Genomic DNA, 25,661 nt, shown 5'->3' on the forward strand with positions numbered 1-25,661 from the left:
CGGACCTCGCAACAGGAGCAGCAGCATGAGCATTCAATGGCAAGGCGTATTCCCCGCCGTCACCACCAAGTTGAAACCCGATTTCTCGTTGGATCTGGACGCCATCCGCCAGGGCCTGGAACGGCTGATCGCCAACGGCGTGGGCGGTGTGGTGATGATGGGCATGGTGGGCGAAAACGCCCAGTTGTCCCCCGATGAAAAGCTGGCGGTGCTGCGCACGGCGGTCGAGACGGTGCGTGGCCGCGTGCCGGTGGTGTCGGGCGTGGCCGAGACCGGCACCGCCCGCGCGGCGGCCTTCACCCAGGAAGCGGCCCGGATCGGCGTGGACGGCCTCATGGTGTTTCCCGGGCTGACGTACAAGTCGGACGACCGCGAGACGATCGCGTTCTACCGCAGCGTGGCGCAGGCCAGCCCGCTACCGATCCTGCTGTACAACAATCCGCGCGGCTACGGTGTGGACCTGACGCCGGACGTAGTAGCCGAGCTGCTGCAGGAACCCACCATTGTCGCCATCAAGGAAGAGTCGTACGACACGACCCGCGTCACTGACCTGATCACGCGTTTTGGCGACCGCCTGGCGGTGGTCTGCGGGGTCGACGACCTGGTGCTGGAGAGCGCCGCGCTGGGCGTCACGGCCTGGGTGTCCGGCATGGCCAACGCGGTGCCCAAGGCGTCGGTGGACCTGCTGCGACTGGCGGCCGAAGGCGATTTCGTGCGCGCCCGCAAGCTGTATGCCGCGCTGACGCCGCTGTTCCACCTGGATACGGTGGTCAAGCTGGTGCAGCACATCAAGCTGGCCGAGCACCTGATCACCGGCAGCGCCGAAACCGTCAAGCCACCGCGCCTGGACCTGGCCGGCGCCGAGCGTGAACGCACCCTTGCCATCACCCGCCAGACCCTGGCGGACCTGGCTGCCCTGGGCTACTGATACTGGAACCGCCATGACACCCTTACGCCTGCCCGCGCTGGCCTTCAGCGCCCTGACCTGCCTGTCCGCCCTGGCGCCCGCGGCCGCCGCCGACTACCCGACCCGTTCGATGGAACTGGTGGTGGCCTACCAGCCCGGCGGCGGCAGCGACAACACGGCGCGCGCCATCGCCGAGGCCGTGCGCCCGCCCTTGCTGGCGCAGCCCACGGTCGTGATCAACAAGCCCGGCGCCAGCGGCTCGATCGGCTGGGCGTATGTCGCCAATGCGCAGCCCGACGGCTACAAGCTGGTGTTGATGACGCCCGAAATGCTGGTGGTGCCGCTGATGGGCATCGGCAAGACCACGGTGAATGATTTCCAGCCCATCGCCCGCTTCACCGACGACCCGTCGTCGGTGACCGTGCGCGCCGATGCGCCCTGGAAGACGGTGGAGGAATTCCTGGAATACGCCCGGAAGAACCCTGAGCGCGTGGCGGTATCCAATGCGGGCATCGGCACGGTGCCGCACATGGCCGCGGCCGCGTTGGGCGAACAGACCGGCGTGAAGTTCGTGCATGTGCCCTACCAGGGCTCGGCGCCGGCCATCATGGGCCTGCTGTCCGGCGACGTGCAGGCCACCACCGTGGCCTACGCCGAGCTGCAGCAGCACGTGGACACCGGCAAGCTGCGCACGCTGGCGGTCATGGCCCCCAAGCGGCTGGACACCCTGCCCGACGTGCCGACCATGAAGGAACGTGGCGCCGACCTGCAGTTCAGCGTGTGGCGCGGCATCGGCCTGCCGAAGGCGGCGCCTGCCGACGTCGCCGAGAAATGGCGCGCCGCCGCCCGCCAGGTGGCGCAATCGAAGGACTTCCAGGCCTTGATGCGCAAGCAGAACCTGACGCCGTCATACGCTGACCAACCGCAGTTTGCCGCGGACGTGGCCCGGCAAGAGCAGGCGTTCAATGCGCTGGTGCCGAAGCTGAATCTGAAGCCTTGAAGGCGTGCCGGATAGCGCCCCGGCTCAAGGCCGGGGTTGAAAATTCCTTCACGCATTCAAGCCAGAAGATTCAAGCAGACGCCGCGCCGCATTCAATTCTTTCTGGAGCAATTCGGCATCTGGCAACACGGTGCGGTAGTTGGCCGCCATGACTTGGGTCGGCAGGCCATCCAGGGCATAGCGCGCCAGGGCGTGCCCTTTGTCGGCGCAGAGAATCAAGCCCACTGGCGGATTCTCGTCCGCGTAAGTCCAGTGCGCCTTGGCATAGTTGCAGTACATATGCATCTGCCCCACATCGGCATGTGTCAGGCCGCCCAGCTTGAGATCGACGATGACCAGACAGCGCAATGCGCGGTGAAAGAACAGCAAGTCCACCCGATACCAGGTCTGATCGATGCGCAGGCGGCGTTGCCGCCCGACGAAGGTGAACCCTTCGCCCAGTTCGAGCAGGAAGTCCTGCAGACGCAGGATCAGAGCTTCTTCCAGGTCGGATTCTGAATATTCGTCCTTGAGATCCAGGAATTCCAGTACGTAGGGATCTTTGATGGCGTCGCCAGGCGTGACCGCATCTTCGGGCTTGGCCATGGCGCCCTTGGCGAGCATGCTGGATTTGTCTTTCGACAACGCCGTCCGCTCGTAGAACTGGCTGCCGATCTGCCGATCAAGCTGGCGTACGCTCCAGCCTCCGCGGAGGGCTTCTGCTTCGTAGAATTGGCGCGCGTGGGCATCCTGGACTGACAAGAGACGCACATAGGCCGACCACGGCAGCACGAAAGCTTGCGCCAGGTCGGACAAGCAAGAAATCCCGGACGGCGTCTGGGAATTCCCGACGGCGATGTCCTTTCCCAATTTCCCAGACAGTGTCTGGGAAATCTCCGCAAGCGGATAGGAAAGAAAAAAGCGCCGCATGTTCTCCAGGTTATTGACACCGAACCCCCGCCCGAATCGCGCGCTCAAATCGGCAGACAGCCGCTCGATCAGCTGTTCGCCATAGCCGGCCCGCCGCTGGCCCTTTTGCTCGGCCTCGACAATGCGGCGGCCGATTTCCCAGTAGCTGGTGGTCATGACGGCATTGACACTGCGCGCCGCCGCCTGGCGCGCCGTATCCAGCAGCACCACGATACCGTCGTGGATATCGGCATAACCCGGGGGAATGGCGGCGAGCTCACCCGCCGCTGTAGACGCCTTGCTGACCATGCTGTGACCGTCCTGAATGAAATGCCATCATCAACCTGGTCAACAGATTACGTCTGGCCTGAACCGCCGTCATCGGTGAATCGGTCTGCTTCGTCGACGTCTACAGCACTCAGGCGGTTCAGCCCTCCCTCTTCTACTCCACCGTCGCCCCCGATTTCTTCACCACCTCCGCCCAGCGCGGAATCTCGGTGGCCATCAGGGCGCGCAGTTCGTCGGGCGTGCTGCCGACCAGTTCCATGCCCATGGTCTTGCCCAGCTTTTCCTGCACGTCGGGTTCTTTCAGGATGACGGCGATTTCCGCGGCGAGCTTGTCCAGGATGGGCTTGGGCGTGCCCTTGGGCGCGTAGACGGCCTGCCACGAGGCCATCTGGAAGCCGGGCACGCCCGCTTCCTGCATGGTGGGCACGTCGGGCGCCAGCGAGATACGGTCCTTGGTGGTGACAGCCAGCAGCTTGAGCTTGCCGGTCTGCAGCAGCGGCAGCGCCGCGGTCATCTGGTCGAACATGAAGGTGACCGAGCCCGAGGACACGTCGACCATGGCGGGCGGCGTGCCCTTGTAGGGCACATGCGTCAGCGGCACGCCGATCATGCTGGCGAACAGCTCGCCGGCCAGGTGAGTGGAGGTACCGGCGCCGGACGAGGCGAAGGTACGCTTGGACGGGTCGCGCTTGAGCAGCGCGATCAGGTCGGCCACGGAATTCACACCCAGGTTGGGGTCGACCAGCAGCACGTTGGGCAGGTAGGCGATCAGCGAGACGGGCTCGAAGTCCTTGACCGGGTCGTACTTCAGGTTCTTGTACAGGCTGGCGTTGATGGCGTGGGTGCTGATGGTGCCGCCGAACAGCGTGTAGCCGTCGGGCGCGGCCTTGGCCACGTAGGTGGCGCCGATGCCGCCGGCCGCGCCGGGCTTGTTCTCGACGATGACGTTCTGGTGCAGCCGGTCGCCCAGCTTTTGCGCCAGCACGCGGCCGACCACGTCGGTGGACCCGCCCACGGTGAACGGCACCACATAAGAGATCGGCTTTTGCGCGGGCCACTCGGCGGCGCAGGCCGGCAGCGCCAGCGCGCCCAGCAGCGGTCCTGCCAGCAGCGCGGCCAGCGCGCTGCGACGTTGCGTGTTCATGGTTTGTCTCCTGCCTTGTCTATGTAATCAGGCATGGGCCGCCGGCGGGATTGCCGGCGTGTGCATGGCCCGTTTTCAGCGCCGCCCGGCCAAGGCTCGACGGCCTTGTCGGGAATGCCAGGCGGCGTATGCGGCGTGGCGCCTCAGCGGCCGTGCTGCAGGCGCCAGGCGGCGAATTTGTCCTTCGTGCCGGGGTCGGTGGGCGGATACAGGCCCAGGATGGACGCGCCGTCCTGCACCTGGCTGGTGACGAAGTCTTCGAAAGCGGTCATTTCCACCGCTTCGACGGCGATCTCGTCGGCCAGGTGCGCCGGGATGATGACCACGCCCTCGCGGTCGCCCACCACGATGTCGCCGGGGAAGACGGCCACGTCGCCGCAGCCGATGGGCGCATTGATGTCCAGCGCCTGGTGCAGCGTCAGGTTGGTCGGCGCCGACGGGCGGTTGTGATACGCGGGAAAGCCGAGTTCGGCGATTTCGGGCGAATCACGAAAGCCGCCGTCGGTGACCACGCCGGCCACCCCGCGCTTCATCAGGCGGGTGACCAGGATCGAGCCGGCCGAGGCCGCACGCGGGTCCTTGCGACTGTCCATGACCAGCACCGCGCCCGCCGGGCAGGTCTCGACCGCGGCGCGTTGGGGGTGGGCGCGGTCTTCGAACACCTTGATGGTGTTCAGGTCTTCGCGGGCGGGGATGTAGCGCAGCGTAAAGGCGGGGCCGACCATGTTGGGCAGCGTGGCGTTCAGCGGACGTACGTCCTGGATGAACTGGTTGCGCAGGCCGCGCTTGAACAAGGCGGTGCACAGCGTGGCGGTGCTGATGCCCGCCAGGCGGGCGCGGGTTTCGGGATTCATGTCGGACACGTCGGAAGCTCCAGGGATCGGATGCGAAAACAGGTTCAGAAGATTTCGGGTTCGGGCACGGGCGCGCCGAAGCTGGTTTCCAGGAAGTCGAAATCGCAGCCTTCGTTGGCCTGCAGGATGTGTTGCGAATACATCCAGCCGTAGCCGCGCTCGTAGCGCTTGGGCGGCGGTGTCCAGGCGGCGCGGCGCGCGGCCAGTTCTTCGTCGCTGATGTTCAGGTGGATGCTGCGGGCCGGCACGTCGACGGTGATGAGGTCGCCGGTCTTGACCAGCGCCAGCGGGCCGCCGATATAGGCTTCGGGCGCGGCGTGCAGGATGCAGGCGCCGTAGCTGGTGCCGCTCATGCGGGCGTCGGACAGGCGCAGCATGTCGCGCACGCCCTGTTTCACCAGCTTGGTGGGAATGGGCAGCATGCCCCATTCGGGCATGCCCGGCCCGCCTTGCGGCCCGGCATTGCGCAGGATCATGATGTGGTCGGCGGTAACGTCCAGGTTCTCGTCGTCGACCGCGGCCTTCATGCTGGGGTAGTCGTCGAACACCAGCGCCGGGCCGGTGTGCTGCAGGTATTGCGGCGCGCAGGCGCTGGGCTTGATGACGCAGCCGTCAGGCGCGATATTGCCGCGCAGCACGGCCAGCGCGCCTTCGTCGTAGATGGCGGTGTCCAGCTTGCGGATGACGTCGTCGTTGTAGACCTCGGCGCCCGCGATGTTCTCGCCCAGCGTCTTGCCGGTGACGGTCAGCGCGGACGGGTCCAGGTGGTCTTGAAGGCGCGACATCAGCGCCGGCAGGCCGCCGGCGTAGTAGAAGTCTTCCATCAGGTATTTGTCGCCGCTGGGCCGGATGTTGGCAATGACGGGCACCTTGCGGCTGGCGGCGTCGAAGTCGTCCAGCCCCACGGGGTGGCCGGCGCGGCGCGACATGGCCACCAGGTGCACGATGGCATTGGTGGAGCAACCCATGGCCATGGCCACGTTGATGGCGTTCTTGAACGAGGCCAGCGTCAGGATGCGCTGCGGGGTCAGGTCTTCCCAGACCATGTCGACCACGCGGCGGCCGCATTCGGCCGACATGCGCATGTGGCCGACGTCGGCCGCGGGAATGGACGAGGCGCCCGGCAGGGTCATGCCGATGGCTTCGGCGATGGCGGTCATGGTGCTGGCCGTGCCCATCGTCATGCAGGTGCCGTAGCTGCGGGCGATGCCGCCTTCGACTTCGGTCCATTGTTCCTGGGTGATTTTGCCGGCGCGGCGTTCGTCCCAGAGCTTCCAGGCGTCCGACCCGGACCCCAGGATCTTGCCCTTCCAGTTGCCGCGCAGCATGGGGCCGGCGGGCACGTAGACACAGGGCAGCCCGGCGCTGATGGCGCCCATGAGCAGGCCCGGGGTGGTCTTGTCGCAACCGCCCATGAGCACGGCGCCGTCGACCGGATGGCTGCGCAGCAGCTCTTCGGTTTCCATGGCCAGCATGTTGCGGTAGAGCATGGTGGTGGGCTTGACGAACGATTCCGACACCGAGATGGCCGGCAGTTCCACCGGAAAGCCGCCCGCCTGGAACACGCCGCGCTTGACGTCTTCGACCCGCTGCTTGAAGTGGCTGTGGCAGGGGTTGAGGTCGGACCACGTATTGATGATGGCGATGATGGGGCGATTGACCCAATCTTCGGGGGCATAGCCCATTTGCATCATGCGGGAGCGGTGACCGAACGAGCGCAGATCGTCTTTGGCCATCCAGGCGGCGCTGCGCAGGCTTTCGTAGGTGCGTTTCATAGGCGGGAGCAAGGGGAAAAGGGACGGGGCGGAATCGTAGACAGGCCATTTAAACACTAATACATTAGTGCGTCAGCTAGGGAGAAACCCGCTACACTCCCGTTCCACACGCCTTCACTTGATTTCGCCCTGATGCACAGCCAAAAGCTCAGACTGGACCGCTCGCGACACGCCGCGCCGCAGGTCTTCGAACATCTTCGCGAACAGATCGTCTCGCTGGAGCTGGCGCCGGGCGCCCCGCTGTCGCGCGTGACGCTGGCCGAGGCCTATGGCCTGAGCCAGACGCCCATCCGCGACGCCCTCATGAAACTGGCCGAGGAAGCGCTGGTCGAGATCTATCCGCAGCACACCACGGTGGTCAGCCGCATCGACATCGCCGCAGCGCGCCAGGCGCATTTCCTGCGCCGCTCACTGGAACTGGAAATCGCGCACATCCTGGCGCAGCGGCCGGATCCGCTGTTGATCCAGCGCCTGCAGGCCAGCATCGAGCGCCAGCGGGTCAGCCACGCGAGCGGCCAGTCGCAGCAGTTCATGGACGCCGACCAGGCGTTTCACCGCGACATGCACGAGGCGGCCGGCATGATCGGGCTGTGGCACATGGCGCAGCGCTACAGCGGCCACCTGGACCGCCTGCGGCGCCTGCACCTGCCCGAAGCCGGCAAGGCCGAACGCATCATGGACGACCACCAGCGGGTGCTGGATGCGATCGCCGCGCAGGACGCGCCCCGCGCGCAGCAGGCGCTGCGCGAGCATCTGTCGGGCACGCTTAGCCAGGTGGCCGAGATCTGCAAGCGCTATCCGGATTACGTGCTGGCCGAGTAAGGCGAGCGCTGCCTGCAATCGCCGCCCGGGGCGACGCCATGCCGCAGTCAGGCGGCCCCGCCCGATTCCAGAAGGACATATTCGCCGTCTTCCGACACGCCCGAGCCGATGGCGGTAAAGCCGCAGGCGCGGTAGAACGCCAGCGCGCCGACGTTCAGGCGCAGGCACTTGAGCCGGTAAGGGGTGGCAGGCCAGCCGGGCAAGGCGCGCAGCAAGGCTTGCCCCACCCCGCGCCGCAGCCAGGCGGCGTCCACGTACAGGTGATGAATGAAGTTATCCGGCTCCCACAGCGAGACGAAGCCGGCCAGGCGGCCTGCGGAGTCGAACGCGGCCACCAGCCGTTCGCCATCGGTCTGCGCGTCGAAATCCGCCAAGGCGAACGATCCGGCCGGCTGCCAGACGTAGGTTCGCTGGCGCGAGGCCAGGAACAGCGCGCGCAGCGCCGGGCGATCGGCGTCGGTGGCGGGCCGTATCGTCCAGGTCACGGCGCGCGGCCCGCGTCGTCCAGCGCGTAGCGCAGGATGACGGTCTTGCCGCCCTGATCGGCATGCACCAGCAGCCCCTGCCCCGCCGCGTCCAGCCCGAGCAGGCCGCGTTCCTGGTCGGGCGACAGCTGGAACGGTCGCCAGGTGCGGCCCTGGTCGCCGGTGTAGAAATAGGAGCGGGTGTCGTCGCCGAACGAGAGCAGGTGCGTGGCGTAGGTCTTGACCACCCAGCCATTGCGGCCGAACCAGGCCTGCCCGATCCGGGTGCGCGCGCCGCGGACGGTGGGCGTGGCCGCGACGGCGTGCCAGGTCTTGTCGGCCGCGTCCAGGCGGTAGATGCGGTTGCCGGCCGTCTCGAAAACGGGCTGGCCCAGCAGCACCTGCGCCTCGGGGTCCTGCGCCGGCACCGGCGGCGGCGCCGCTGCGATACGGAAGGCGGGTGAAGCGCCGTCCTGGAAGCGCACCTCGAATCGGCGGGTCTCGATGCGCTGGGCCGTGCCCTTGCCGACGCGTTCGCGCCAGCTCCACCCCACGGCCAGATCGGGCGCCAACGGATAGAGCGACCAACCATAGGCCAGAGTGTCGTCTTCGTCGCGGGCGCGGGCGGCCTGCTCGCGAAAGGCCTTGTCGTAGCGGGCCGCGTCAGGCCAGACCTGCTCGCGCAGCGAGATGGCCCACCAGGTGCGCGCGCCGTCTTCGCTATGCAGCAGGCGTTCGCCGTCGGGGCCGTCTTGCAGCGCCACGCCGCGGGCCGGGGTCAGGAATGCGGTGTGGCGTTGCGGCGGGCCCAGGGCCACATCGGGTTCGTAGCGCCAGTTGGCGCCCTGATCGTCAGACCGCAGCGTTTCCGACACCGCGCCCGGCGCGCCCAGGCGGGCATCGCGCGACGGACCCGCCACCAGATACAGCGTCTGGCCTTGCGGGCCGGCGATCAAGCTGACGCCGGTATCGCCGCCGATGGAACCCAGCAACGCGTAGCGGCCATTATCGCGGCCCCCATAGACCAGGTTGCGGACCTCTCGGGCGGCGGCAGCGCTGCGCAGCGGGCTGTCCGCGTGCGTGGGCAGCAAGGCGTCCAGCACGGGGGCTTGCTGCAGCGGTTCGATGTCGCGAGGGCCGGCGATCAGTTGGCCGGTCAGGAACTGCTGGGCGCCGAAGCGGTAAAGGCGCGTGCGGGAATAACCGGCCAGCGGCGGGCCATCGAGCTCGCCAATGACCTCGCTGCGGGCCAGCGGCTGGCCCGGCGGGATCTGTTGATACAAGCCGTAGGCCAGCACCCCGGTCACGGCGATGGCGGCCGCGCCGGCCAGCACCCTGATATTCATCGCTATCGCCTCATCTCCCGACATTCAGGCGGCCTGAACACACGCCTGCAACGGAACGAGACTATACAGGGATGATGGGCTGCCCGGCCTTCGGGCGGCCGGGCGGCCGGGCGGGCGCGCCACTCTATACTTGGATGCTAACGATATCGATGTCTCACACGGAACGCCCCATGACAGCACGGCATGCGCATCTCACCCTGGTCCTGGCATTGCTGGCGGGGCCGGCCTGGGCCCAGGCGACGGCCGAGCCGGCTGACGTCTGCAAGGCGGTGACGGTGCGCGAGGGCGATCCGATTCCGGACAATGCCTGCGCGGTGAACATCGTGCCGCGCACGCCCGGCGTCGAAGGCATCGTGTTCGGCACCCCGCCGGCTTGGCAGCCCGTGGATTCGCAGGCCATGCCGGGCGTGTTCTACGACAGCGAATCGATCGCGGCGCTGTCCGAGCGGCCGCTTGTGATGCGGGTGACGGTGGCCTGGTTCTATGCCCAGCCGCGGGTCTCGGAGGCCAACGGCCAGCCCTACGGATCGGTGACGCAGCCCGTCACGCTGAACTGCAGCAACAACACCTACACGGTCACCGAGACCCAGCACTATGCCGGCCCCAACGCCAATGGCGGGCTGGTGGAATCGATCCCCATTGCCGGCATCGTCAATGCGCCGGTGGCGCGCGACCCGGTGCAGCGCAAGCTGCGCGGAGTGGTCTGCCCGGCGGGCGGCAAGAGCGCCCGCAAATAGAAGAAACGGGCGCTTCGGGCGCCCGTGCATCGCGATGGCGGGCGGCAATGCACCCGCAGACCCGCGCGGCGCGGCGCCCTACCCTCGCCAGTACCGATACAGCCCGCGCGCGGCCGCATCCAGCAAGAAGCCCAGCACGCCGATCAGCAGCACCATGGCCATCAGTTCCGAATAGGCCAGGCGGTCGCGCGTGTCCAGGATGAAGTAACCCATGCCGGCCGATACGCCCAGCATTTCGCAGGGCACCAGCACGATCCACAGGATGCCGATGGCCAGCCGCACGCCGGTCAGGATGTGGCCCAGCACGCCGGGCAGGATCACATGCCACAACGTTTCCCAACGCGTCGCGGCAACGCTTTGCGCCAGTTGCAGCCAGCGTGCGTCCAGCTGCTGCACGCCGGCCGCGGTGTTGAGCACGATGGGCCAGACCGCGGCGAAGGTCAGCAGGAAATAGACCGGGTCGTCGCCCACGCCGAACACCATGACGGCAATCGGCATCCACGACAGCGGCGAGATCATGCGCAGGAACTGCATGGCGGGCGACACGGCCGCCTCCAGCCGCCGGTAGCTGCCGATGGCCAGGCCCAGCGGCACGCCGATGGCCAACGCCAGCCCCAGGCCGACCGCGATGCGGCGCAGGCTGACCCACACGTGCATGGGCAGATCGGACCCGGTCAGCAGTTCGCCCAGGCTGACGAAGGTCGGCCCGGGCGCGAAACGGCGCGCCATGCCGCCGGCCGGCGCCAGCACGTCGGTGCCCAGCCACCACAGCGCCAGCAGCGCCGCCAGGCCGGCCAGGCCCAGGCCGCAGCGCGCGGCCAGGCCTTGCCGGCGCGGCAGGGTTGCCCCGGAAGCCGCCGTCACGCCTGCACCGTCTCGGTCCGGCGGTACGAATCCGGGAAGCCGAAACGCTGCAAGCCGCCCGCGGATTCGATGGCGCGCTTGACGAAGCGATCGTCGACCAGCTCGGCGGCGGCGCGGGCCGGGTCCAGGCTGGCCAGGAAACCGCGGTCGGCCTCGATCAGCGTGTCGCGCAGGCGGCGCACCAGTTCTTCGGTGTAGCTGGGGAACGGGTACGGCTGGAAGTCGATGCGGCGCTCGTCCCAGTCGGCATGACGGATGGCGCCGCTGGCCAGGTACTGCTCGCGGTCCGACGGCGGCGGCGCCAGCACCTTGCTCAGCGCCGGCAAGGCGTGCGGCGTGTAGCGGTTGATGCCTTCCTTGGACAGCAGCCTGGCGGTCTCTTCGCGGTTGTCGCGAATCCAGAGCTGGGCCTGGACGATGGCGTCCACCACTTTCTGCGACCACTCGGGGCGCTGTTGCAGGTCGCGCTCGTGCATGAAGACGACGCAGCAGGCATGGTTGCGCCAGATGTCGCCCGTAAAGCGCAGCACCTTGCCCACGCCCAGCGTCTCGGCCACGGCATTGAAGGGTTCGGCCACGATGTAGCCGGCGATGCGGTTCTGCGCCAGCGCGGGCGGCATGTCGGACGGCGCCATGACCACCAGATTGACCTCGTTGGCCGCCACGGCGGCGTCCTTGCGCGACACGGGCGTCAAGCCGTTTTCCCGCAGCAGATACTGCAGCATGACGTTGTGGATGGAATACCAGAACGGAATCGCGACCGTCTTGCCGCCCAGTTCCTTGACGCTGTTGATGGCCGGGGCCACCGTCAGGCCAGAGCCGCCCACGTGGTTCCAGGCCACCACCTTGGCCGGTACCTGGCTGCCAAAACGCGCCCAGACCGTCATGGGCGACAAGAGGTGCACCACGTTCACCTGGCCGGAAATGAAGGCTTCGATCACCTGCGCCCAGCTGCGCAGCAGCGTGGGCTTTTCGGCCTTGACGCCCGCCTTGTCGAAAAGACCATTGTTGTGCGCCACCAGCAGCGGGGCCGCGTCGGTGATGGGCAGATAGCCGATGCGCACGGGCGCGTCGGGCTCGCTTTGCGCCCGCGCATTGAAGGCCGACAGCAGCGGCGCGGCGCCGCCCACGGTCAGCAGGGCCGAGAGTTTCAACCAGTCGCGACGCGACATGTGTTCAAGGCACATCGATAGTCTCCTTGGCGCTTTCAGTGTTGATCGGCCCCAGGCCGCGTACATCCCGCAGCGCGGCGCGCAGGCGGGTCAGGATTTCCAGGCGCAATGCGCCCATTTCCGACAATAGATCGGCGCGCGGCTGCGGCAGGTCCACCGGCCACGTGCCCAGGATGCGGCCGGGCGCGCCGCCCAGCAGCACGATGCGGTCGGCCAGCAGCAGCGCTTCGTCGATATCGTGGGTGATCAGCACCACCGCGGTATGGAAGTCGGCCACCACCTTGCGCAGCAGCGCCTGCATTTCGCCGCGGGTGACTTCGTCCAGCGCGCCGAAGGGTTCGTCCATCAGCAGCACCGACGGCTGGCGCGCCAGGCAGCGGGCCAGCGCCGCGCGCTGGGCCATGCCGCCGGACAACTGCGCCGGGCGCAACTGGCGGGCATGCGCCAGGCCGACTTCGTCGATGGCCTGGTCGACCCGCAGGCGGCGTTCGGCGGCGCTCAGGGCGGGCTGATGCTTGAAGTCCAGGCCGAAGGCCACATTGCGTTCCAGCGACAGCCAGGGCAACAGGCTGGGGTCCTGGAAGGCCACGGCCACGCGGGGATGCACGCCGGTCAGCGGCGCGCCTTCCATCAGCAGGGACCCCGTGCTGGCCGCTTGCAGGCCCGCCAGCACGCGCAGCAGACTGGATTTGCCCGCGCCGCTGGCGCCCAGCACCGCCACCACTTCGCCGCGGTCCAGCGCCAGGTCCACGCCCTGGAACACGTCGGCGGGCGCGCCGGCATAGCGCAGCGACAGCCCGCTGGCTTGCAGCACGGGACGCGGCGGCGTCGTCATCGAGCGGCCTCGGACGTGGCGCTGCGCGATGCCGCGCCCGCCGATGCGTCGGCCTCGGCCGCCAGACGCGCCTGGCGCTTGGCCAGTTCGGTCTTCAATTGCACCAGGCTGGGCGTGACGATGGGCAGGAACGCGGCCTCGCGCCAGCGCCGCGCAAAACCGTCGCCCGCGGGTTTCAGGTAGGCCGCCCCGCCGCTGGCCTGCAGTTCGAGCTGCACCGCCTGGCTGGCAATGTCGGCCAGGCCGATGCGCAATTCGAACAGGCGCCACGGCTCGGCCACGAAACGTTCGCTGCGCACGCCGTCGATGAGGCGTGCGGTCAGGTCGTCGAGTTGGGCGGCCAGCGCTTGCAGCGGCTCGCCCAGGATGCCGCGCGAGGCCTGGCCCTGCCCCGCTTCCTGCGCCGCGCGCAGCGCGCGCCGGGCCAGGCCGATGGACAGGCCGCATTGCAGCCCGGCAAAGGCCGGCCGCGCCTGCGGCAGGTATTGCCGCGCGTCCGGATGGATCAGCCATTCGGGGCCGATGCGCACACCGCGTACGTCCAGCGCCGCGGTGTTGCTCGATTGCAGCGCCAGCAGGTCGAGGTCGGCGCTGCGCGCCAGGCCGTCGATATCGTGCGGCAAGGCCACGACGGCAGGCGTGCCATCGGGCGCCGAGACTGCAGCGGCCACCAGGAAACCCTGCTTGCGCAGGTTGGTGACCCAGGGCATGCGGCCGTCCAGCAGCCATTGCCCGCCGTCCTGGCGGGCGCTGATCTGCAGCGATTCGATGCCGCTCAGGAATTTCATGGCGTTCGACAGCGCGGTGGCGCCGGCCTGCTCGCCCGCCAGCAGCGGCGCCAGCCACGTCTGCGCCAGCACCGTGTTGGGGCTGCGCAGCAAGTATTCGATGAAGACCCGCTGGCCCCACGCGACAAAGGCGCTGGCCACGGAATGCTCGGCCACCTGGGACACGGCTTCGATGGCATCGCCGATGTCGGTGCCCGGCAGGCCGCCCAGGGCCTCGGGGACGCCTTGGCGGAACAGGCCGGCGGCGGCCAGGCGCGGCAGCACGCTGGCCGGGTCCTGGGTGCCGTCGTCCAGCGCGCCGGCGTGCTGGTCCAGCCAGGCGGCGAGTTCCGGCGTCAGCCGATCGGGCTGGCGCGCCGTCATCGGTCGCCGCTCCAGGCGTAGGCGCTCAGTTGCTCGTTCAGCGGCGTCTGCGCCAGGTTGTTGCCGAAATTGCAGATCGTAGCCAGGCCCACGCCGACGATGACTTCCAGGGCGTTGCCGTCGGTGTAGCCGGCGTCGCGCAGCGCTTGCAGGGCGTCGTCGCTGACGCGGCCACGGGTCTGGATGACGGCTTCGGTGAAGGCGGCCAGCGCTTGCAGGCGGGCGTCGGGCAAGACGCCCTGGGCGCGCAGCGCGTCCACCACTTCGGGCGACAGCTTGGCCTTGTTGCGGGCCAGCGCCGTGTGGCCGGCCACGCAGAAGGTGCAGCCGTGGCGCGTGCCGGCCACCAGTTGCACCACTTCGCGTTCCTGCAGCGTCAGCCCGGCGCGGGCGTTGATCTGCGACAGGGTCTGGTAGGCTTCGAGCGCGACGGGTGCGTTGGCCAGCACCCCCAGCAGGTTGGACAGGTAGCCGGCGCCCTGCTCGGCCGCGGCCAGGGCGGCGCGGGTGGGTTCGGGCGCACTTTGCGCGGTGTGGACGGTCAAACGGGCCATGAGAGTCTCCTGGAAGACGTTCGATGAAAACACGATTGTGCGGCCGCGCCGCGAAGCGCGACAATGCACGGGGATCGCAAGCTGATGCTCGATCTTATCGACTTTCAGCAATGCCCATATAACCATGCCATCTACTGCCCCCCCGAACACCGACCAAGCCGCCGTCGACGCCCTGCTGCTGTCCAGCCTGGAAGTGCAATCCAGCTTGTATCACCTGGGCCAGTATTGCGGCAATTGGACGGCCAGCACCAGCGGCCGGGCGCGCGCCAGCTTTCACCTGATCCTGCACGGACACTGCCGCGTCGACCTGGGCGGCGAGCAGGCGCCGCTGACGCTGTCGGCGGGCGATGGCGTGTTCTTCCTGCGCGACGTGCCGCACGCGCTGACCCCGCTGGACCCGCCCGAACCCGGCGCACCCGCCTGCCGCGCCATGCAGCCGCTGGCCCCGGCCCAGCCCGATGGCACCGGCCTGGCCTGCGGTTTTTTCCAGTTTCGCCCCGGCCTGGCCGACCTGCTGGCCGACACCTTGCCTGATGTCCTGTTGCTGCGCGCGGGCGATGTGCGCTATGCCGGTGCGCGCGGCGTGTTCGACCTGATCCTGGGAGAAACCGCGCGCGAAGGCGGCGCGTCGGCCGTGGTGCTGGAACGCCTGACGGACATGCTGATCTTCTTCATGCTGCGGCATCTGGCCATCCACGACCGCCAGGCCTACGGCCTGTTCGTGCTGGCGCGCGACCCGGCCATGGCGGGCTTGCTCCAGGCCATCCTGGCGCGGCCCGAAGACGACTGGAACCTGGACGACATGGCGCGCCACGTGCATATGTCCAAAGCGACGTTTCACCGCCGCTTCACGCTGCACAGCGGCACCACGCCCGCGCAATTGCTGCAATTGCTGCGCATGCGCGTGGCGCGGCGCTTGCTGTCGCAAGGCGTGGGCATCCAGGATGCCGCCGAACGCGTGGGGTACCGCTCGCAGGCGGCGTTCAGCCGGGTGTTCCTGCGCACCGAGGGCGTGGCGCCCTCGGCCTGGAGGAAAGGCCTTAAACCCGGGGCTTAAGACAGCCCCAGCAGCAGATCGGCCAACAGCGCCGGGTGCGTGATGTGGGCCTCGTGGGGCGCCGCGATGTCGACCCAGTTCCAGCCCGGCTGCGACTTCACCAGCTTGCGCGATTCTTCCAGCACCGGCAGTTCAGGCTGGGTGCAGTGGATGTAGGTGCGCGGGCGGCCGTTGCCGATGGGATGCTTGAGCGTCAGCGGCGTGGTGTAGCTGGCCAGCGGATGCGCGGTCAGGCGCCGCTTGACCCAGGCTTCGTCGGCGCTGCCCGGCTTGAATCCCCAGGCCGCGGGCAGCGGATCGGGAATCGGCACGGCCAGGCCGTTGGTGGCCTTGGACGCCGCCGCGATGCGGGCATCGGCATCCCCCTTGGGGTACACCGAAAACGCGTTCTGGCCGCTTTGCAGCACGATCGAGTCGAAGTACACCAGGTGGGCCAGCCGATCGGGAATGCGATCTGCGACACCCGAGATCGGAATGCCGCCGAAGCTGTGACCCACCAGGATGACGTCGTTCAGTTCTTCGGACTGGATCACCTGCACCAGGTCTTCGACGAAGGTGTCGATGGTGATGGCCGGGTTCAGCAGGTGCGCGCGGTCGCCCATGCCGGTGAAGCTGGGCGCGTAGACGCGGTGGCCGGCGGCCTGCAGCCGGTCGGCCACCGGCCGCCAGCACCAGCCGCCATGCCACGAGCCGTGCGCCAGCACGTAGGTCTTGGCGTGCGCGGCTTGCGGCTGGGCCGCGATGGCCGGGGCTGCGGCCAGCGCGGGCAGCCCCGCGGCCAGCTTCAACAGGTTTCTGCGGTGAATCATCGTCATGCCGTTCACACCTTGGCCAGGGCCTGGTCCAGATCGGCCAGCAGGTCGTCGATGTGCTCGATGCCGATGGACAGGCGCACGGTTTCTTCGCGCACGCCGGCCTTTTGCAGCTCTTCGGGGTTCAACTGGCGGTGGGTAGTGGACGCCGGGTGGGTCGCCAGCGACTTGGCGTCGCCGATGTTCACCAGGCGCGTGAACAGCTGCAGCGCGTCCTGGAAGCGCGCGCCGGCTTCGCGGCCGCCCTTCACACCGAACGTGAACAGGCCCGGCGCCTTGCCGCCCAGGTACTTCTGCACCAGCGCGTGGTCGGGGTGGTCCGGCAGGCCGGCGTAGTTGACCCATTCGACCTTGGCGTGTTCGCGCAGGTAGCGCGCCACCTTGACGGCGTTTTCCACGATGCGGTCCACGCGCAGCGCCAGCGTTTCGATGCCTTGCAGGATCTGGAACGAGTTGAACGGCGAGATCGCCGCACCGGTATTGCGCAGCGGCACCACGCGGGCGCGGCCGATGTAGGCGGCCGGGCCGAAGGCTTCGGTGTAGACCACGCCGTGGTAGCTGACGTCGGGTTCGTTCAGGCGCTTGAAGCGGGTCTTGTGCTCGGCCCAGGGGAACTTGCCCGAGTCGATGATGGCGCCGCCCAGGCTGGTGCCGTGGCCGCCCAGGTATTTGGTCAGCGACTGCACCACGATGTCGGCGCCGTGCTCGATGGGGCGCAGCAGGTACGGCGACGGCACGGTGTTGTCGACGATCAGCGGCAGGCCATGGCGGTGGGCCAGTTCGGCCAGCGCGGCGATGTCGGTGATGTTGCCCAGCGGGTTGCCGACGGACTCGGCGAAGATGGCCTTGGTGCGGTCATCGATCTGCGCTTCGAAGGCGGCCAGGTCGCTGGGGTTGGCAAAGCGCGTGGTGATGCCGTACTGCGGCAGCGTGTGCGCGAACAGGTTGTAGGTGCCGCCGTACAGCGTGCTGGACGAGACGATGTTGTCGCCAGCTTCGGCGATGGTCAGGATGGCGTAGGTGACCGCGGCCTGGCCCGAGGCCAGCGCCAGCGCGGCGATGCCGCCTTCCAGGGCCGCCACGCGCTGCTCCAGCACGTCGGTCGTCGGGTTCATGATGCGGGTGTAGATGTTGCCCGCGACCTTCAGGTCGAACAGGTCCGCGCCGTGTTGCGTGTCGTCGAAGGCGTAGGCCACGGTCTGGTAGATCGGCACGGCCACGGCGCGCGTGGTCGGGTCGGGTCGGTAGCCGCCATGCACGGCAATGGTTTCCAGCCGCCAGTCGGGCTTTTTCGCTTCAGTCATGTGTCTCTCCTTGAGATGCGTAATGATGGGGGGATCAGGCGGCGAACCCGCGCGCGGCGCGCAGGATGCGTTCGATGTCCCCGTGATTGTTGTAGGCGCCGACGGACAGGCGCAGGTAACCATACTCGACAATGCTGGCCACCACACCCTCGCGGGCCAGGTGCGCCAGCGCGGCGGCCGGATCGGCCACGCGTACGGCCGTGGTGGTGCTGCGCAAGGCGTCGTCGGCTGGGGATACTACCTGCAGCCCCAGTGCGCGTAAACCATCGCTCAATGCCGTGGACAGTTCCATCACCCACGGTTCGATGCGTTCAGGCTGCGCCCATTCAATGAGATCCAGCGCGCCGGCCAGGCCGGCGATACCGGGATAGTTCAGGTTGCCCGATTCCAGGCGGCGGGCATCGCCCGCGTCCGACACGGCCACTTGCCATTGCAGGCCGTCCTTGCCCAGCGTGGTCACTTCGGACGGACCGATATACAACGGGTCCAGCGCATCCAGCAGGCGCGGCGATACGTGCAGAAAGCCCACGCCCAAGGGGCCCAGCAGGCCTTTGTGCGCACCGCTGGCAAAGGCATCCACGCCCCAGGCATCGACCTCGGCGCGCAACAGGCCCGCGCCCTGCACGCCATCGACCACCAGCCAGATGTCGCGTTCGGCGCAGCGTCGGCCGAGCTCGGCGATGTCGGTGCGCAGGCCCGTGCCGTACTGCACCCACGATACTGCGATGAGCCGTGTGCGGGCATCGACGTGCTGCCACAGGTCGTCAACCGTATAGCGGCCGGCGCGCGACGGCGGCACGCGCACCTGCACGCCGCGGCGGCGCAGATTGAGCCACGGCAAGGCGTTGGTGGGATGTTCCTGGTCGTCGACGATGAGGTTGTCGCCCTCTTGCCAGGCCAGGCCTTGCGCCACGGTGTTCAGGCCTTCGGTGGTGTTCTTGGTAAAGGCCACGCGGCGCGCATCGCCGCCGATCAGGCGCGCCAGGCGCGGGCGCAAGGCTGCCGCGTCGCGCAGCCATTGCGGCTTGTCGCTGCGGGCATGCGTGATGCCGTCAAAGAAGTCCGCCACCGCAGCGGCCACCTTGGGCGCCAAGGGGCTGGTGTAGGCGATGTTGGCGTAGGCCTTGTCGCGTGTAATGGGAAACAACTGCCTGAATTCGTCCTGCCAGCTCATGCGCGACCTTCTTCGTCTATGCAACTTGGTATGGACGGATTCTAGGTATATGACGCGAATCTGGATAAGGCTAAGTTCTCATAACCATATGACCATATAGTCGCTCGCCGCACGGGTGCGCCACCCTAGAATTCATGCCTTTCTTGCATACAACGAATACGGGAACGGCATGCGGTTGATCTCTCTTCTCAAGACCGCCGGCGTGGCGGCGGCGCTGGCTTATGCCAGCGCATCCACGGCAGGCGTCACGGTCGACGCCATCAAGAAACGCGGCGAACTGGTGTGCGGCGTGAGCCAGGGCTCGGCGGGCCTGTCCATTGCCGACAAGCAGGGCCGCTGGACGGGCCTGGATGCCGATCTTTGCCGCGCGCTGGCCGCCGCCGTGCTGGGCGATGCCGAGAAGACCCGCTTCGTACCGCTCAGTTCGCAGCAGCGCTTTCCCGCGCTGCAAGGCGGCGAGATCGACGTGCTGAACCGCAACACCACCATCACCTCGGGCCGCGACGCGGGCCTGGGCATCGTGTCCGCCGGCATCGTGTTCTACGACGGCCAGGGCTTCCTGGTGCCGCGCAAGCTGGGCGTGAAAAGCGCCACCGAGCTGGATGGCGCGCAGGTCTGCGTGCAGCCGGGCACTGTCAACGAACAGAACCTGGTCGACTACTTCAAGAAGAACAAGCTCACCTATCGCCCCGTGGTGATCGAGAACCTGGTGGAGCTGGAACAGGCCTTCTACGCCGGCCGCTGCGACGTCTACCTGTCGGATGCGTCCACGCTGGCCGCCAGCCGCGCCGCGCGCGCCGCCAATCCGGACGACTTCGTCATCCTGCCCGAACGCATCAACAAGTCGCCGCTGGGGCCTTTCGTACGCCAGGACGATCCGAACTGGACCGCGATCGTGCGCTGGACGGTGAACGCGCTGGTGGCCGCCGAGGAACTGGGCATCACGTCCAAAAACGTCGACAGCCAGGCGCAGAGCACCGATGCCCAGGTACGCCGCCTGCTGGGCCTGGACCCGGGCATCGGCAAGAGCTTCGGCCTGGACGAAGGCTGGGCCCGCAACGTCATCAAGGCGGTGGGCAACTACGGCGAAGTGTGGGACCGCAACCTGGGCGCGGCCACGCCGCTCAAGCTGGAGCGCGGCCTGAACGCGCAGTGGAACAAGGGCGGGCTGCTGTATTCGCCGCCGTTCCAATGACATGATCGCCACCCTTGCCCTGCCCGGGAGCCCCGCCCTGCGGCGCTGGCTGCCCGCCCTGGCCTGGACCCTGGCGCTGGGGGGCATGGCCGCCGTGCTGATCCTGCACATCGAATCCGTGCAGGCGGCGCGCGGCATCCGCGGCGGCTTCGGCTTCCTGTTCCAGCCGGCGGGCTTTCGCATTTCGGAAAGCCTGCTGCCGGTCACGCCCGAAGATCCGTACTGGATGTCGATTGCCGCGGGGCTGGTCAATACGCTGACGGTGGCGTTGGTGGCCATCCCCGTGGCGACGCTATTGGGCATCGGGCTGGGGCTGCTGCGCCTGTCGTCGCAGCCGCTGGCCGCGCGCACCGCCGCGGCCATCATCGCGCCGCTGCGCAACACGCCGGTGCTGCTGCAACTGTTCGTCTGGTATGGCCTTCTGCTGCGCCTGCCGGATGCGCGCCAGGCCTGGCAGCCGCTGCCATCGGTGCTGCTGTCCAACCGCGGGCTGGCGCTGCCCGCCCTGCACGGCTGGCTGCCGTATGCGCTGGCGTCGGTGGGCGCGTTGCTGGTCGGCTGGCTGGCGCATCGACGTTGGAGCCGCGGGATCGGATCCCGCTCAAGCCGGCTCCCCCAAGGCGCCACGTGGCTGCTGCCGCTGGCGTTGGCGCTGCTGGCCTGGACGCTGCTGCCGCCGGTGCAGATCGATCTGCCCGTCCGGCGCGGCCTGGGCCTGCAAGGGGGCTGGCAGCCCAGCATCGAATTCGCCGCGCTGGCCATCGGCCTCACCGTGTTCCACGCCGCCTACATCGCCGACATCGTACGCGCCTCGGTGCGGGCGGTGCCGGTCGGCCTGGTGGAGGCCGGCCAGGCCATGGCGTTGACCCCGGCCAGTGTCTTGCGCCGGGTCATCGCGCCCTACGCCGCGCGCGTCGCCCTGCCGCCGTACGCCAACCAGTGCCTGGCGCTGGTCAAGAACAGCACGCTGGCGATTGCCATCGGCTACCAGGAACTGATGGCCGTGATCAACACCGCCATCACGCAGACCGGGCTGGCGCTGGAAGGCATTGCCCTGGCGGTCGCCGTGTACCTGGGCCTGGCGCTGGCGCTGGGCGGCGCCCTGTCCGCCTGGAACGCGCGCCATGCGCGCCACGGCCCCGGCGACAGCCACGGCGCCCGCCTGGGCGACCGGCCGGGCCTGCCGCTCCTGGGCGGGGATGCTCGCCGTGCAACCCCCTGGCGCCGTTGGTTGGGATCGGCCGTGGTGGCCGTGCTGCTGGCCGCCGCTGCCTGGGCTGTACTGGATTGGGCCGTGCTGCGCGCGGTGTGGCACGGCGCGCCGGCCGAGTGCGCCGCGGCCGCCGGCGCCTGCTGGGCCGCGGTGACCGACAACGTGCCGCTACTGCTGTTCGGCGCCATGGCGCCAGAGGACCGGCCCCAGGCCCTGGTGGCTTGCGCCGCGCTGCTGGCCGGCGTGGCGGTAGCGCTGGGCGCTGGCCGCCTGCCGGCGCGCGTGCGCCTGGCGCTGATTGCGCTGGCGCTGGCCGTGACACTCGGCGCGTTGGCCGGAATGCCCTGGGGCACGGCCATCGGCCCGTTGCGCTGGGGCGGCCTGCTGGTGACGCTGATTTTGGCGATCTCGGCACTGGTAGCGGCGGTGCCACTGGCGTTCGGACTGGCGCTGCTGCGCCGTTCGGGCAGCCGTGGCGGGTCGCTGGCCGCGGCTGCCTTGATCGAGGCCGTGCGCGGCGTGCCGTTGGTCACGCAATTGCTGTTTGCCTCGTTCGTGCTGCCGCTGCTTTTGGGCGGCGGCGTATCCAAATTCAGCATGGCGCTGGCCGCGCTGACGCTGCACACCGCCTGCCTGCTGGCCGAGGTGCTGCGCGGCGCCTTGCAGGCCATTCCCGCGGGCCAGATGATGGCAGCGCGCGCGCTGGGCATGCGCCCGGCCGTGGCGTATTGGACGGTGATCTGGCCGCAGGCGCGCCGCATCGCCGCGCCCGCCGCGCTGGGCGTGTTCGTCGGCGCGGTGAAGGACACGTCGCTGGTCAGCATCATCGGCGTGTTCGATGTGCTGGGCGCGGCCAAGTCGGTGGTCGCGGGCACCGGCTGGCGGCCCTATCACGTCGAGGTCTACCTGGCCGTGGCACTGCTGTATTTCGCGGCCAGCCTGGCGCTGTCGCGCGTGGCGCGGGCCATGGAAGGCCGGCGGGGCTGACCGGGCCTGGCTAGCGTGCGGCCGCCAGCCGTTGCAGCCAGGCGGGGCGCGGCGCGGCGTCCAGCCAGTTCTTCACGATCAGCCCCAGTTCGGTGTCACCCGAAATGCGCAGCCGGCGCTGGAAGAACAGCGTGTCGGCATCGGTCTCGGCGCGCATCAGCGCCAGCAGGTCGGCCAGCCGCGCACCCAGTTCCAGCTCGCAGGGCGAGCCGTCCCAGCGCGGGCGGAAGGCGCCGCCGCGCACCGCGAAGCCGCTGCGCAAGCCCAGGTCTTCGACGGTGATGGCAAAGCTGCGGCCGTCCAGCTCCGGCGGTGGCGCGAGCCATTTCAGGCGCCGCGCCAGTTCCAGCCCGGTCGCGAAATGCAGCGAAGCCAGCGGCGCCGGCACGCGCCGCCCCAGGCGCGCCACCACGGACGGCAAGGTGAAGGCAGAGTGGCTCATGCGCGCTCCTGCCAGGCGATGCCCGATTGGCCATGGAAATAGCCGTTGCAGCGGCCGATGCCGGCAGGCGGCGCCACCTCGTCCTGCGCCCGGCCCTGGCGCGCGGCGTCCAACGCGGCGATGGCCTCCAACGTGCCGCTCGATTGCGGGCTGACGCGCAGCACCTGCGCGCCCAGGTCGGCCAGGTACGCCGCCTGGTCCAGCAGATCCAGGCACGCGGCCGATTGCACCTGGATGCCGTTGATCGCCAGGAATTCGCGCGATTCGCGGGTGCGCATGTCCAGGCCGTCGGGATGCTCGATGCAGCGAAAGCCGCAGTCGTCCTTCTTCAGGCGGAAATGGCGCGCGGTAAAGCAGCGGGCCGAAAACGCCAGCGCCATGCGGCCCCACACCATCACTTCGGCCTGCAAGCCCGCCGGCCGCTCGGCCAGCAGCCGGGCCAGCGCGTTCACATGCATTTCCAGCGGCGCCACGAAGCGCGCCGCACCCCGCGCGGCCAGCCAGTCCAGCGTGCCGCCGTGGTACGCGTTCATGTGCGGACCGGCCACGAACGGCCGCCCGCCCAGGTGGCGCAGCGCGCCGACCTCGCCGGCTTCCACCATGAAGTCGCCCTGCTCGCACAGGCGCCGCAACGCCGCAGCCTCGGCGCCGGTTTCGATCAGCGTGCGGGCCGACAGCACCACGTCCTTGCCGGCGGCGCGCAGGTCGCGCGCCAGGTCCAGCCAGTCGTCGGCGCGCAGCTCGTGGCGCCGGCTACAGACGGTTTCGCCCACGTAGAGGATGTCGACGGGGCTGTCGGCCAGCGCCGCATAGCATTCCAGCGTGCGCGCACGCGGCCAGTAATACAGCAGCGGACCCGCCGAAATGCGGAAAGCCTTGGGTGTCATTTCCATGGACGTTCGAATGCGCCTTGCGTAACTTGAGAGCCCTCGGCATGGCGCGCCAGCATGGCGTTCCAGTCGGGGCGCGGGGAATAGCGGTTGGGATCGGCATGGGCGCTGTCCAGCGCCGCGCGCAGCGTGGACACCACCTGCGTGACGTAGGCCGGGCTGCGCTGGCGCCCTTCTATCTTCACGGCCGACACGCCCATTTCGGCCAGCTTGGGCAACAGGCCGATGGCGTTCAGGCTGGTGGGTTCTTCCAGCGCGTGGTCGGCGTGGCCGTCGACCTCGAAGCGGCCCTTGCACAGCGTGGGGTACGCGGCCGGCTCGCCGGGTTCGTAGCGGTCGATCAGAATGCCGTTCAGGCGCGCGTCCAGGCGGCCGTCCTGCTCGACCCAGCGCACCGCGCCGGCCGGCGAACAGACGCCCTTGTTGTTGGGCGAATCGCCGGTGGCGTATGAAGACAGTAGGCAGCGTCCTTCGGCCATGACGCACAGGCTGCCGAAGCCGAACACCTCGACCTCGACGCTGACGTTGGCGCAGATGCGTGCAATTTCGGCCAGGGTCAGCACGCGTGGCAGCACCACGCGGCGGATGCCGAACTGCTCTTTCATCAGCTCGATGGCGTCGGCGTGCGTGGCCGAGCCTTGCACCGACAAGTGCAGCCGCAGGTCGGGATAGCGGTCGCGGGCATAGCCCAGCAGGCCGGCGTCGGACATGATGACCGCGTCGGCGCCCAGCGCGTAGGCGGCATCGACCGCCTCGCGCCATTCCTGGCCACGGCCGGGCTGCACAAAGGTGTTGATGGCGAACAGCACCTGGCGGCCCTTGGCGTGAGCCAGCGCAACGCCGTCGCGGATATCGTTTTCGGTGAAATTGAGCCCGGCGAAATTGCGGGCGTTGGTGGCGTTCTTCAGGCCCAGATAGACGGTGTCGGCGCCTGCCTCGATCGCCGCCTTCAGCGCGGCCAGGCTGCCGGCGGGCGCCACGAGTTCCAACGGAGAGGTTCGGGTATGCATGCCGGCCAGTCTAGGGGCCGGCCGCCGGCAAAGCCTTGTCGAAGATCAAACGCGCTGGCGACGGGCCAGGTCAACCGTCAAACGGCGCCTGTTCAGGCCGGGTCGTCGCCGTGCAGGCCATGCTCGACCGCGTACACGGCCACTTGCACCCGGCTGGTCAGGTTGAGCTTTTTCAGCACGTTCTGCACGTGGATCTTGACGGTGCTTTCGCTGACATCGAGTTCGCGCGCGATGACCTTGTTGCTGGCGCCGCGCGCCAGGCACTGCACGATCTGGCGTTCGCGCGCGGTCAGGCGGTGGCGTTCGGCCTGCCCGGACGGCCCGGACCCATTGGCCGCCAGATTGGCCTGGCCGCGGAATTGTTCGACCAGCTTGGCCGTCATGCTTTCGGCAATGACGGGTTCGCCGCCCGCCGCGCGGCGGATGGCCGAGGTCAGCACGTCGGCATCGATGTTCTTGAGCAGGTAGCCGCGGGCGCCGTCGCGCAGCGCCTGGCCCAGCTCGTCGGCTTCTTCGGACACGGTCAGGATGATGACCGCGCTGGTCGGCACGTCCTGCGTCAGCAGCTGCAACGTTTCCAGGCCCGACAGGCCGGGCATGTTCAAGTCCAGCAGCACCACATCGGGCTTGAGTTCCTTGGCGCGCTTGACGCCTTCGACCCCGTCGCCGGCTTCGGCCACGATTTCGAAATCGGGCTGGCGTTGCAACAGCAGGCGCATGCCCGAGCGGAACAGGGTGTGGTCGTCGACGAGCAGGATACGGATGGGCATGGTCTT

At 68.6% G+C, this 25,661-nt stretch carries 25 protein-coding genes; 7 read left to right on the forward strand and 18 right to left on the reverse strand.

All coding sequences use genetic code 11. The annotated features are described in order from the left end of the window. Nucleotides 1-25 precede the first annotated feature (25 nt). Complete coding sequence (locus tag U858_RS0117875; RefSeq protein WP_025138519.1) at nucleotides 26-928, forward strand: dihydrodipicolinate synthase family protein; 903 nt, start codon at nucleotides 26-28, stop codon at nucleotides 926-928. A gap of 13 nt (nucleotides 929-941) precedes the next feature. Then, the gene (locus U858_RS0117880) at nucleotides 942-1,907 is read left to right on the forward strand and encodes a tripartite tricarboxylate transporter substrate binding protein (protein WP_025138520.1); all 966 of its coding nucleotides are present in this window, start codon (nucleotides 942-944) and stop codon (nucleotides 1,905-1,907) included. A gap of 48 nt (nucleotides 1,908-1,955) precedes the next feature. Here the strand turns inward: U858_RS0117880 and U858_RS0117885 are convergent, their stop codons facing one another. From U858_RS0117885 to araD, 4 genes are all read right to left on the reverse strand, one after another. Further along, nucleotides 1,956-3,104 (reverse strand): YhcG family protein, encoded by a 1,149-nt coding sequence (locus U858_RS0117885; protein ID WP_029954017.1) that lies wholly within the window; start codon nucleotides 3,102-3,104, stop codon nucleotides 1,956-1,958. A gap of 133 nt (nucleotides 3,105-3,237) precedes the next feature. Next, complete coding sequence (locus tag U858_RS0117890) at nucleotides 3,238-4,227, reverse strand: tripartite tricarboxylate transporter substrate binding protein (RefSeq protein ID WP_025138521.1); 990 nt, start codon at nucleotides 4,225-4,227, stop codon at nucleotides 3,238-3,240. A gap of 143 nt (nucleotides 4,228-4,370) precedes the next feature. Next, complete coding sequence (locus tag U858_RS0117895) at nucleotides 4,371-5,081, reverse strand: ribonuclease activity regulator RraA (RefSeq protein ID WP_025138522.1); 711 nt, start codon at nucleotides 5,079-5,081, stop codon at nucleotides 4,371-4,373. 44 nt (nucleotides 5,082-5,125) lie between these two features. Beyond that, nucleotides 5,126-6,856 carry an L-arabinonate dehydratase gene (gene araD / locus U858_RS0117900; protein ID WP_025138523.1) on the reverse strand — a complete coding sequence of 577 codons (1,731 nt, stop codon included), beginning with the start codon at nucleotides 6,854-6,856 and terminating at the stop codon, nucleotides 5,126-5,128. 132 nt (nucleotides 6,857-6,988) lie between these two features. On the opposite strand from araD, the gene U858_RS0117905 reads away from it, so the two are divergent. Next, entirely contained in the window at nucleotides 6,989-7,678 is a 690-nt protein-coding gene (locus U858_RS0117905) for a GntR family transcriptional regulator (RefSeq protein ID WP_025138524.1), read from the forward strand. A 47-nt stretch (nucleotides 7,679-7,725) separates the two neighbouring features. Here U858_RS0117905 and U858_RS0117910 read toward each other — a convergent pair whose 3' ends face one another. Continuing rightward, nucleotides 7,726-8,163: a GNAT family N-acetyltransferase gene (locus U858_RS0117910; protein ID WP_025138525.1), complete on the reverse strand. Its 438-nt coding sequence runs from the start codon at nucleotides 8,161-8,163 to the stop codon at nucleotides 7,726-7,728. Continuing rightward, the gene (locus tag U858_RS0117915) at nucleotides 8,160-9,488 is read right to left on the reverse strand and encodes a hypothetical protein (RefSeq protein ID WP_025138526.1); all 1,329 of its coding nucleotides are present in this window, start codon (nucleotides 9,486-9,488) and stop codon (nucleotides 8,160-8,162) included. The genes U858_RS0117910 and U858_RS0117915 overlap by 4 nt, the downstream gene beginning before the upstream one ends. 170 nt (nucleotides 9,489-9,658) lie before the next feature. On the opposite strand from U858_RS0117915, the gene U858_RS0117920 reads away from it, so the two are divergent. Then, a complete protein-coding gene (locus U858_RS0117920) occupies nucleotides 9,659-10,225 on the forward strand; it encodes a surface-adhesin E family protein (RefSeq protein WP_025138527.1) in 567 nt (188 codons plus the stop codon). 78 nt (nucleotides 10,226-10,303) lie between these two features. Here U858_RS0117920 and U858_RS0117925 read toward each other — a convergent pair whose 3' ends face one another. The 5 genes from U858_RS0117925 to U858_RS0117945 are packed head-to-tail and all read right to left on the reverse strand — an operon-like array spanning nucleotide 10,304 to nucleotide 14,801. Next, nucleotides 10,304-11,089: an ABC transporter permease gene (locus U858_RS0117925; protein WP_025138528.1), complete on the reverse strand. Its 786-nt coding sequence runs from the start codon at nucleotides 11,087-11,089 to the stop codon at nucleotides 10,304-10,306. After that, nucleotides 11,086-12,276, reverse strand: coding sequence for an ABC transporter substrate-binding protein (locus U858_RS0117930; protein WP_025138529.1), 1,191 nt, complete (start codon nucleotides 12,274-12,276; stop codon nucleotides 11,086-11,088). The genes U858_RS0117925 and U858_RS0117930 overlap by 4 nt, the downstream gene beginning before the upstream one ends. Continuing rightward, nucleotides 12,266-13,096: an ABC transporter ATP-binding protein gene (locus tag U858_RS0117935; protein WP_025138530.1), complete on the reverse strand. Its 831-nt coding sequence runs from the start codon at nucleotides 13,094-13,096 to the stop codon at nucleotides 12,266-12,268. Before U858_RS0117935 ends, U858_RS0117930 begins: the two co-directional genes overlap by 11 nt. Next, entirely contained in the window at nucleotides 13,093-14,247 is a 1,155-nt protein-coding gene (locus U858_RS0117940) for an acyl-CoA dehydrogenase family protein (protein ID WP_051593611.1), read from the reverse strand. Before U858_RS0117940 ends, U858_RS0117935 begins: the two co-directional genes overlap by 4 nt. Beyond that, a complete protein-coding gene (locus tag U858_RS0117945) occupies nucleotides 14,244-14,801 on the reverse strand; it encodes a carboxymuconolactone decarboxylase family protein (RefSeq protein WP_025138532.1) in 558 nt (185 codons plus the stop codon). Before U858_RS0117945 ends, U858_RS0117940 begins: the two co-directional genes overlap by 4 nt. Before the next feature lie 124 nt (nucleotides 14,802-14,925). On the opposite strand from U858_RS0117945, the gene U858_RS0117950 reads away from it, so the two are divergent. Continuing rightward, nucleotides 14,926-15,858, forward strand: coding sequence for an AraC family transcriptional regulator (locus U858_RS0117950; RefSeq protein WP_025138533.1), 933 nt, complete (start codon nucleotides 14,926-14,928; stop codon nucleotides 15,856-15,858). Here U858_RS0117950 and U858_RS0117955 read toward each other — a convergent pair. From U858_RS0117955 to U858_RS0117965, 3 genes are read right to left on the reverse strand one after another with little or no spacing between them, the layout of a single operon-like run. Then, nucleotides 15,855-16,673, reverse strand: a complete 819-nt coding sequence (locus U858_RS0117955) for an alpha/beta fold hydrolase (protein WP_232786558.1) — start codon at nucleotides 16,671-16,673, stop codon at nucleotides 15,855-15,857. The two genes, U858_RS0117950 and U858_RS0117955, sit on opposite strands and share 4 nt — an antisense overlap. 5 nt (nucleotides 16,674-16,678) lie before the next feature. Then, nucleotides 16,679-17,974: an O-acetylhomoserine aminocarboxypropyltransferase/cysteine synthase family protein gene (locus U858_RS0117960; protein ID WP_025138535.1), complete on the reverse strand. Its 1,296-nt coding sequence runs from the start codon at nucleotides 17,972-17,974 to the stop codon at nucleotides 16,679-16,681. 34 nt (nucleotides 17,975-18,008) lie between these two features. Next, nucleotides 18,009-19,148 carry an aminotransferase class V-fold PLP-dependent enzyme gene (locus U858_RS0117965; RefSeq protein WP_025138536.1) on the reverse strand — a complete coding sequence of 380 codons (1,140 nt, stop codon included), beginning with the start codon at nucleotides 19,146-19,148 and terminating at the stop codon, nucleotides 18,009-18,011. Nucleotides 19,149-19,317: 169 nt separating this feature from the next. Between U858_RS0117965 and U858_RS0117970 the strand changes: the two genes are divergently transcribed. Continuing rightward, nucleotides 19,318-20,343 (forward strand): amino acid ABC transporter substrate-binding protein, encoded by a 1,026-nt coding sequence (locus U858_RS0117970; RefSeq protein ID WP_029954023.1) that lies wholly within the window; start codon nucleotides 19,318-19,320, stop codon nucleotides 20,341-20,343. 1 nt (nucleotide 20,344) lies between these two features. Then, nucleotides 20,345-22,543 (forward strand): ABC transporter permease subunit, encoded by a 2,199-nt coding sequence (locus tag U858_RS0117975; protein ID WP_025138538.1) that lies wholly within the window; start codon nucleotides 20,345-20,347, stop codon nucleotides 22,541-22,543. A 10-nt stretch (nucleotides 22,544-22,553) separates the two neighbouring features. Here U858_RS0117975 and U858_RS0117980 read toward each other — a convergent pair whose 3' ends face one another. The 4 genes from U858_RS0117980 to U858_RS0117995 all read right to left on the reverse strand — a co-directional run bounded on the left by U858_RS0117980 (nucleotide 22,554) and on the right by U858_RS0117995 (nucleotide 25,655). Beyond that, nucleotides 22,554-22,985, reverse strand: a complete 432-nt coding sequence (locus tag U858_RS0117980) for an SCP2 domain-containing protein (RefSeq protein WP_025138539.1) — start codon at nucleotides 22,983-22,985, stop codon at nucleotides 22,554-22,556. Then, entirely contained in the window at nucleotides 22,982-23,872 is an 891-nt protein-coding gene (locus U858_RS0117985; protein WP_025138540.1) for a U32 family peptidase, read from the reverse strand. The genes U858_RS0117980 and U858_RS0117985 overlap by 4 nt, the downstream gene beginning before the upstream one ends. Further along, complete coding sequence (locus U858_RS0117990; RefSeq protein ID WP_025138541.1) at nucleotides 23,869-24,885, reverse strand: peptidase U32 family protein; 1,017 nt, start codon at nucleotides 24,883-24,885, stop codon at nucleotides 23,869-23,871. Before U858_RS0117990 ends, U858_RS0117985 begins: the two co-directional genes overlap by 4 nt. A gap of 92 nt (nucleotides 24,886-24,977) precedes the next feature. Further along, on the reverse strand, nucleotides 24,978-25,655 hold the full coding sequence (locus U858_RS0117995; RefSeq protein WP_025138542.1) for a response regulator transcription factor: 678 nt from the start codon (nucleotides 25,653-25,655) through the stop codon (nucleotides 24,978-24,980). Nucleotides 25,656-25,661: the final 6 nt, after the last annotated feature.

The sequence above is a fragment of the Achromobacter sp. DH1f genome (assembly GCF_000633435.1).
In the GTDB taxonomy this organism is placed as follows: domain Bacteria; phylum Pseudomonadota; class Gammaproteobacteria; order Burkholderiales; family Burkholderiaceae_B; genus Achromobacter; species Achromobacter deleyi.

Coding starts and splice junctions, on each gene's coding strand:
- U858_RS0117875 (WP_025138519.1), top strand. CDS start 26: ATGAGCATTCAATGGCAAGGCGTATTCCCCGCCGTCACCACCAAGTTG.
- U858_RS0117880 (WP_025138520.1), top strand. CDS start 942: ATGACACCCTTACGCCTGCCCGCGCTGGCCTTCAGCGCCCTGACCTGC.
- U858_RS0117885 (WP_029954017.1), bottom strand. CDS start 3,104: ATGGTCAGCAAGGCGTCTACAGCGGCGGGTGAGCTCGCCGCCATTCCC.
- U858_RS0117890 (WP_025138521.1), bottom strand. CDS start 4,227: ATGAACACGCAACGTCGCAGCGCGCTGGCCGCGCTGCTGGCAGGACCG.
- U858_RS0117895 (WP_025138522.1), bottom strand. CDS start 5,081: ATGAATCCCGAAACCCGCGCCCGCCTGGCGGGCATCAGCACCGCCACG.
- araD (WP_025138523.1), bottom strand. CDS start 6,856: ATGAAACGCACCTACGAAAGCCTGCGCAGCGCCGCCTGGATGGCCAAA.
- U858_RS0117905 (WP_025138524.1), top strand. CDS start 6,989: ATGCACAGCCAAAAGCTCAGACTGGACCGCTCGCGACACGCCGCGCCG.
- U858_RS0117915 (WP_025138526.1), bottom strand. CDS start 9,488: ATGAATATCAGGGTGCTGGCCGGCGCGGCCGCCATCGCCGTGACCGGG.
- U858_RS0117920 (WP_025138527.1), top strand. CDS start 9,659: ATGACAGCACGGCATGCGCATCTCACCCTGGTCCTGGCATTGCTGGCG.
- U858_RS0117930 (WP_025138529.1), bottom strand. CDS start 12,276: ATGTGCCTTGAACACATGTCGCGTCGCGACTGGTTGAAACTCTCGGCC.
- U858_RS0117935 (WP_025138530.1), bottom strand. CDS start 13,096: ATGACGACGCCGCCGCGTCCCGTGCTGCAAGCCAGCGGGCTGTCGCTG.
- U858_RS0117940 (WP_051593611.1), bottom strand. CDS start 14,247: ATGACGGCGCGCCAGCCCGATCGGCTGACGCCGGAACTCGCCGCCTGG.
- U858_RS0117945 (WP_025138532.1), bottom strand. CDS start 14,801: ATGGCCCGTTTGACCGTCCACACCGCGCAAAGTGCGCCCGAACCCACC.
- U858_RS0117950 (WP_025138533.1), top strand. CDS start 14,926: ATGCCATCTACTGCCCCCCCGAACACCGACCAAGCCGCCGTCGACGCC.
- U858_RS0117955 (WP_232786558.1), bottom strand. CDS start 16,673: ATGACGATGATTCACCGCAGAAACCTGTTGAAGCTGGCCGCGGGGCTG.
- U858_RS0117960 (WP_025138535.1), bottom strand. CDS start 17,974: ATGACTGAAGCGAAAAAGCCCGACTGGCGGCTGGAAACCATTGCCGTG.
- U858_RS0117965 (WP_025138536.1), bottom strand. CDS start 19,148: ATGAGCTGGCAGGACGAATTCAGGCAGTTGTTTCCCATTACACGCGAC.
- U858_RS0117970 (WP_029954023.1), top strand. CDS start 19,318: ATGCGGTTGATCTCTCTTCTCAAGACCGCCGGCGTGGCGGCGGCGCTG.
- U858_RS0117975 (WP_025138538.1), top strand. CDS start 20,345: ATGATCGCCACCCTTGCCCTGCCCGGGAGCCCCGCCCTGCGGCGCTGG.
- U858_RS0117980 (WP_025138539.1), bottom strand. CDS start 22,985: ATGAGCCACTCTGCCTTCACCTTGCCGTCCGTGGTGGCGCGCCTGGGG.
- U858_RS0117985 (WP_025138540.1), bottom strand. CDS start 23,872: ATGACACCCAAGGCTTTCCGCATTTCGGCGGGTCCGCTGCTGTATTAC.
- U858_RS0117990 (WP_025138541.1), bottom strand. CDS start 24,885: ATGCATACCCGAACCTCTCCGTTGGAACTCGTGGCGCCCGCCGGCAGC.
- U858_RS0117995 (WP_025138542.1), bottom strand. CDS start 25,655: ATGCCCATCCGTATCCTGCTCGTCGACGACCACACCCTGTTCCGCTCG.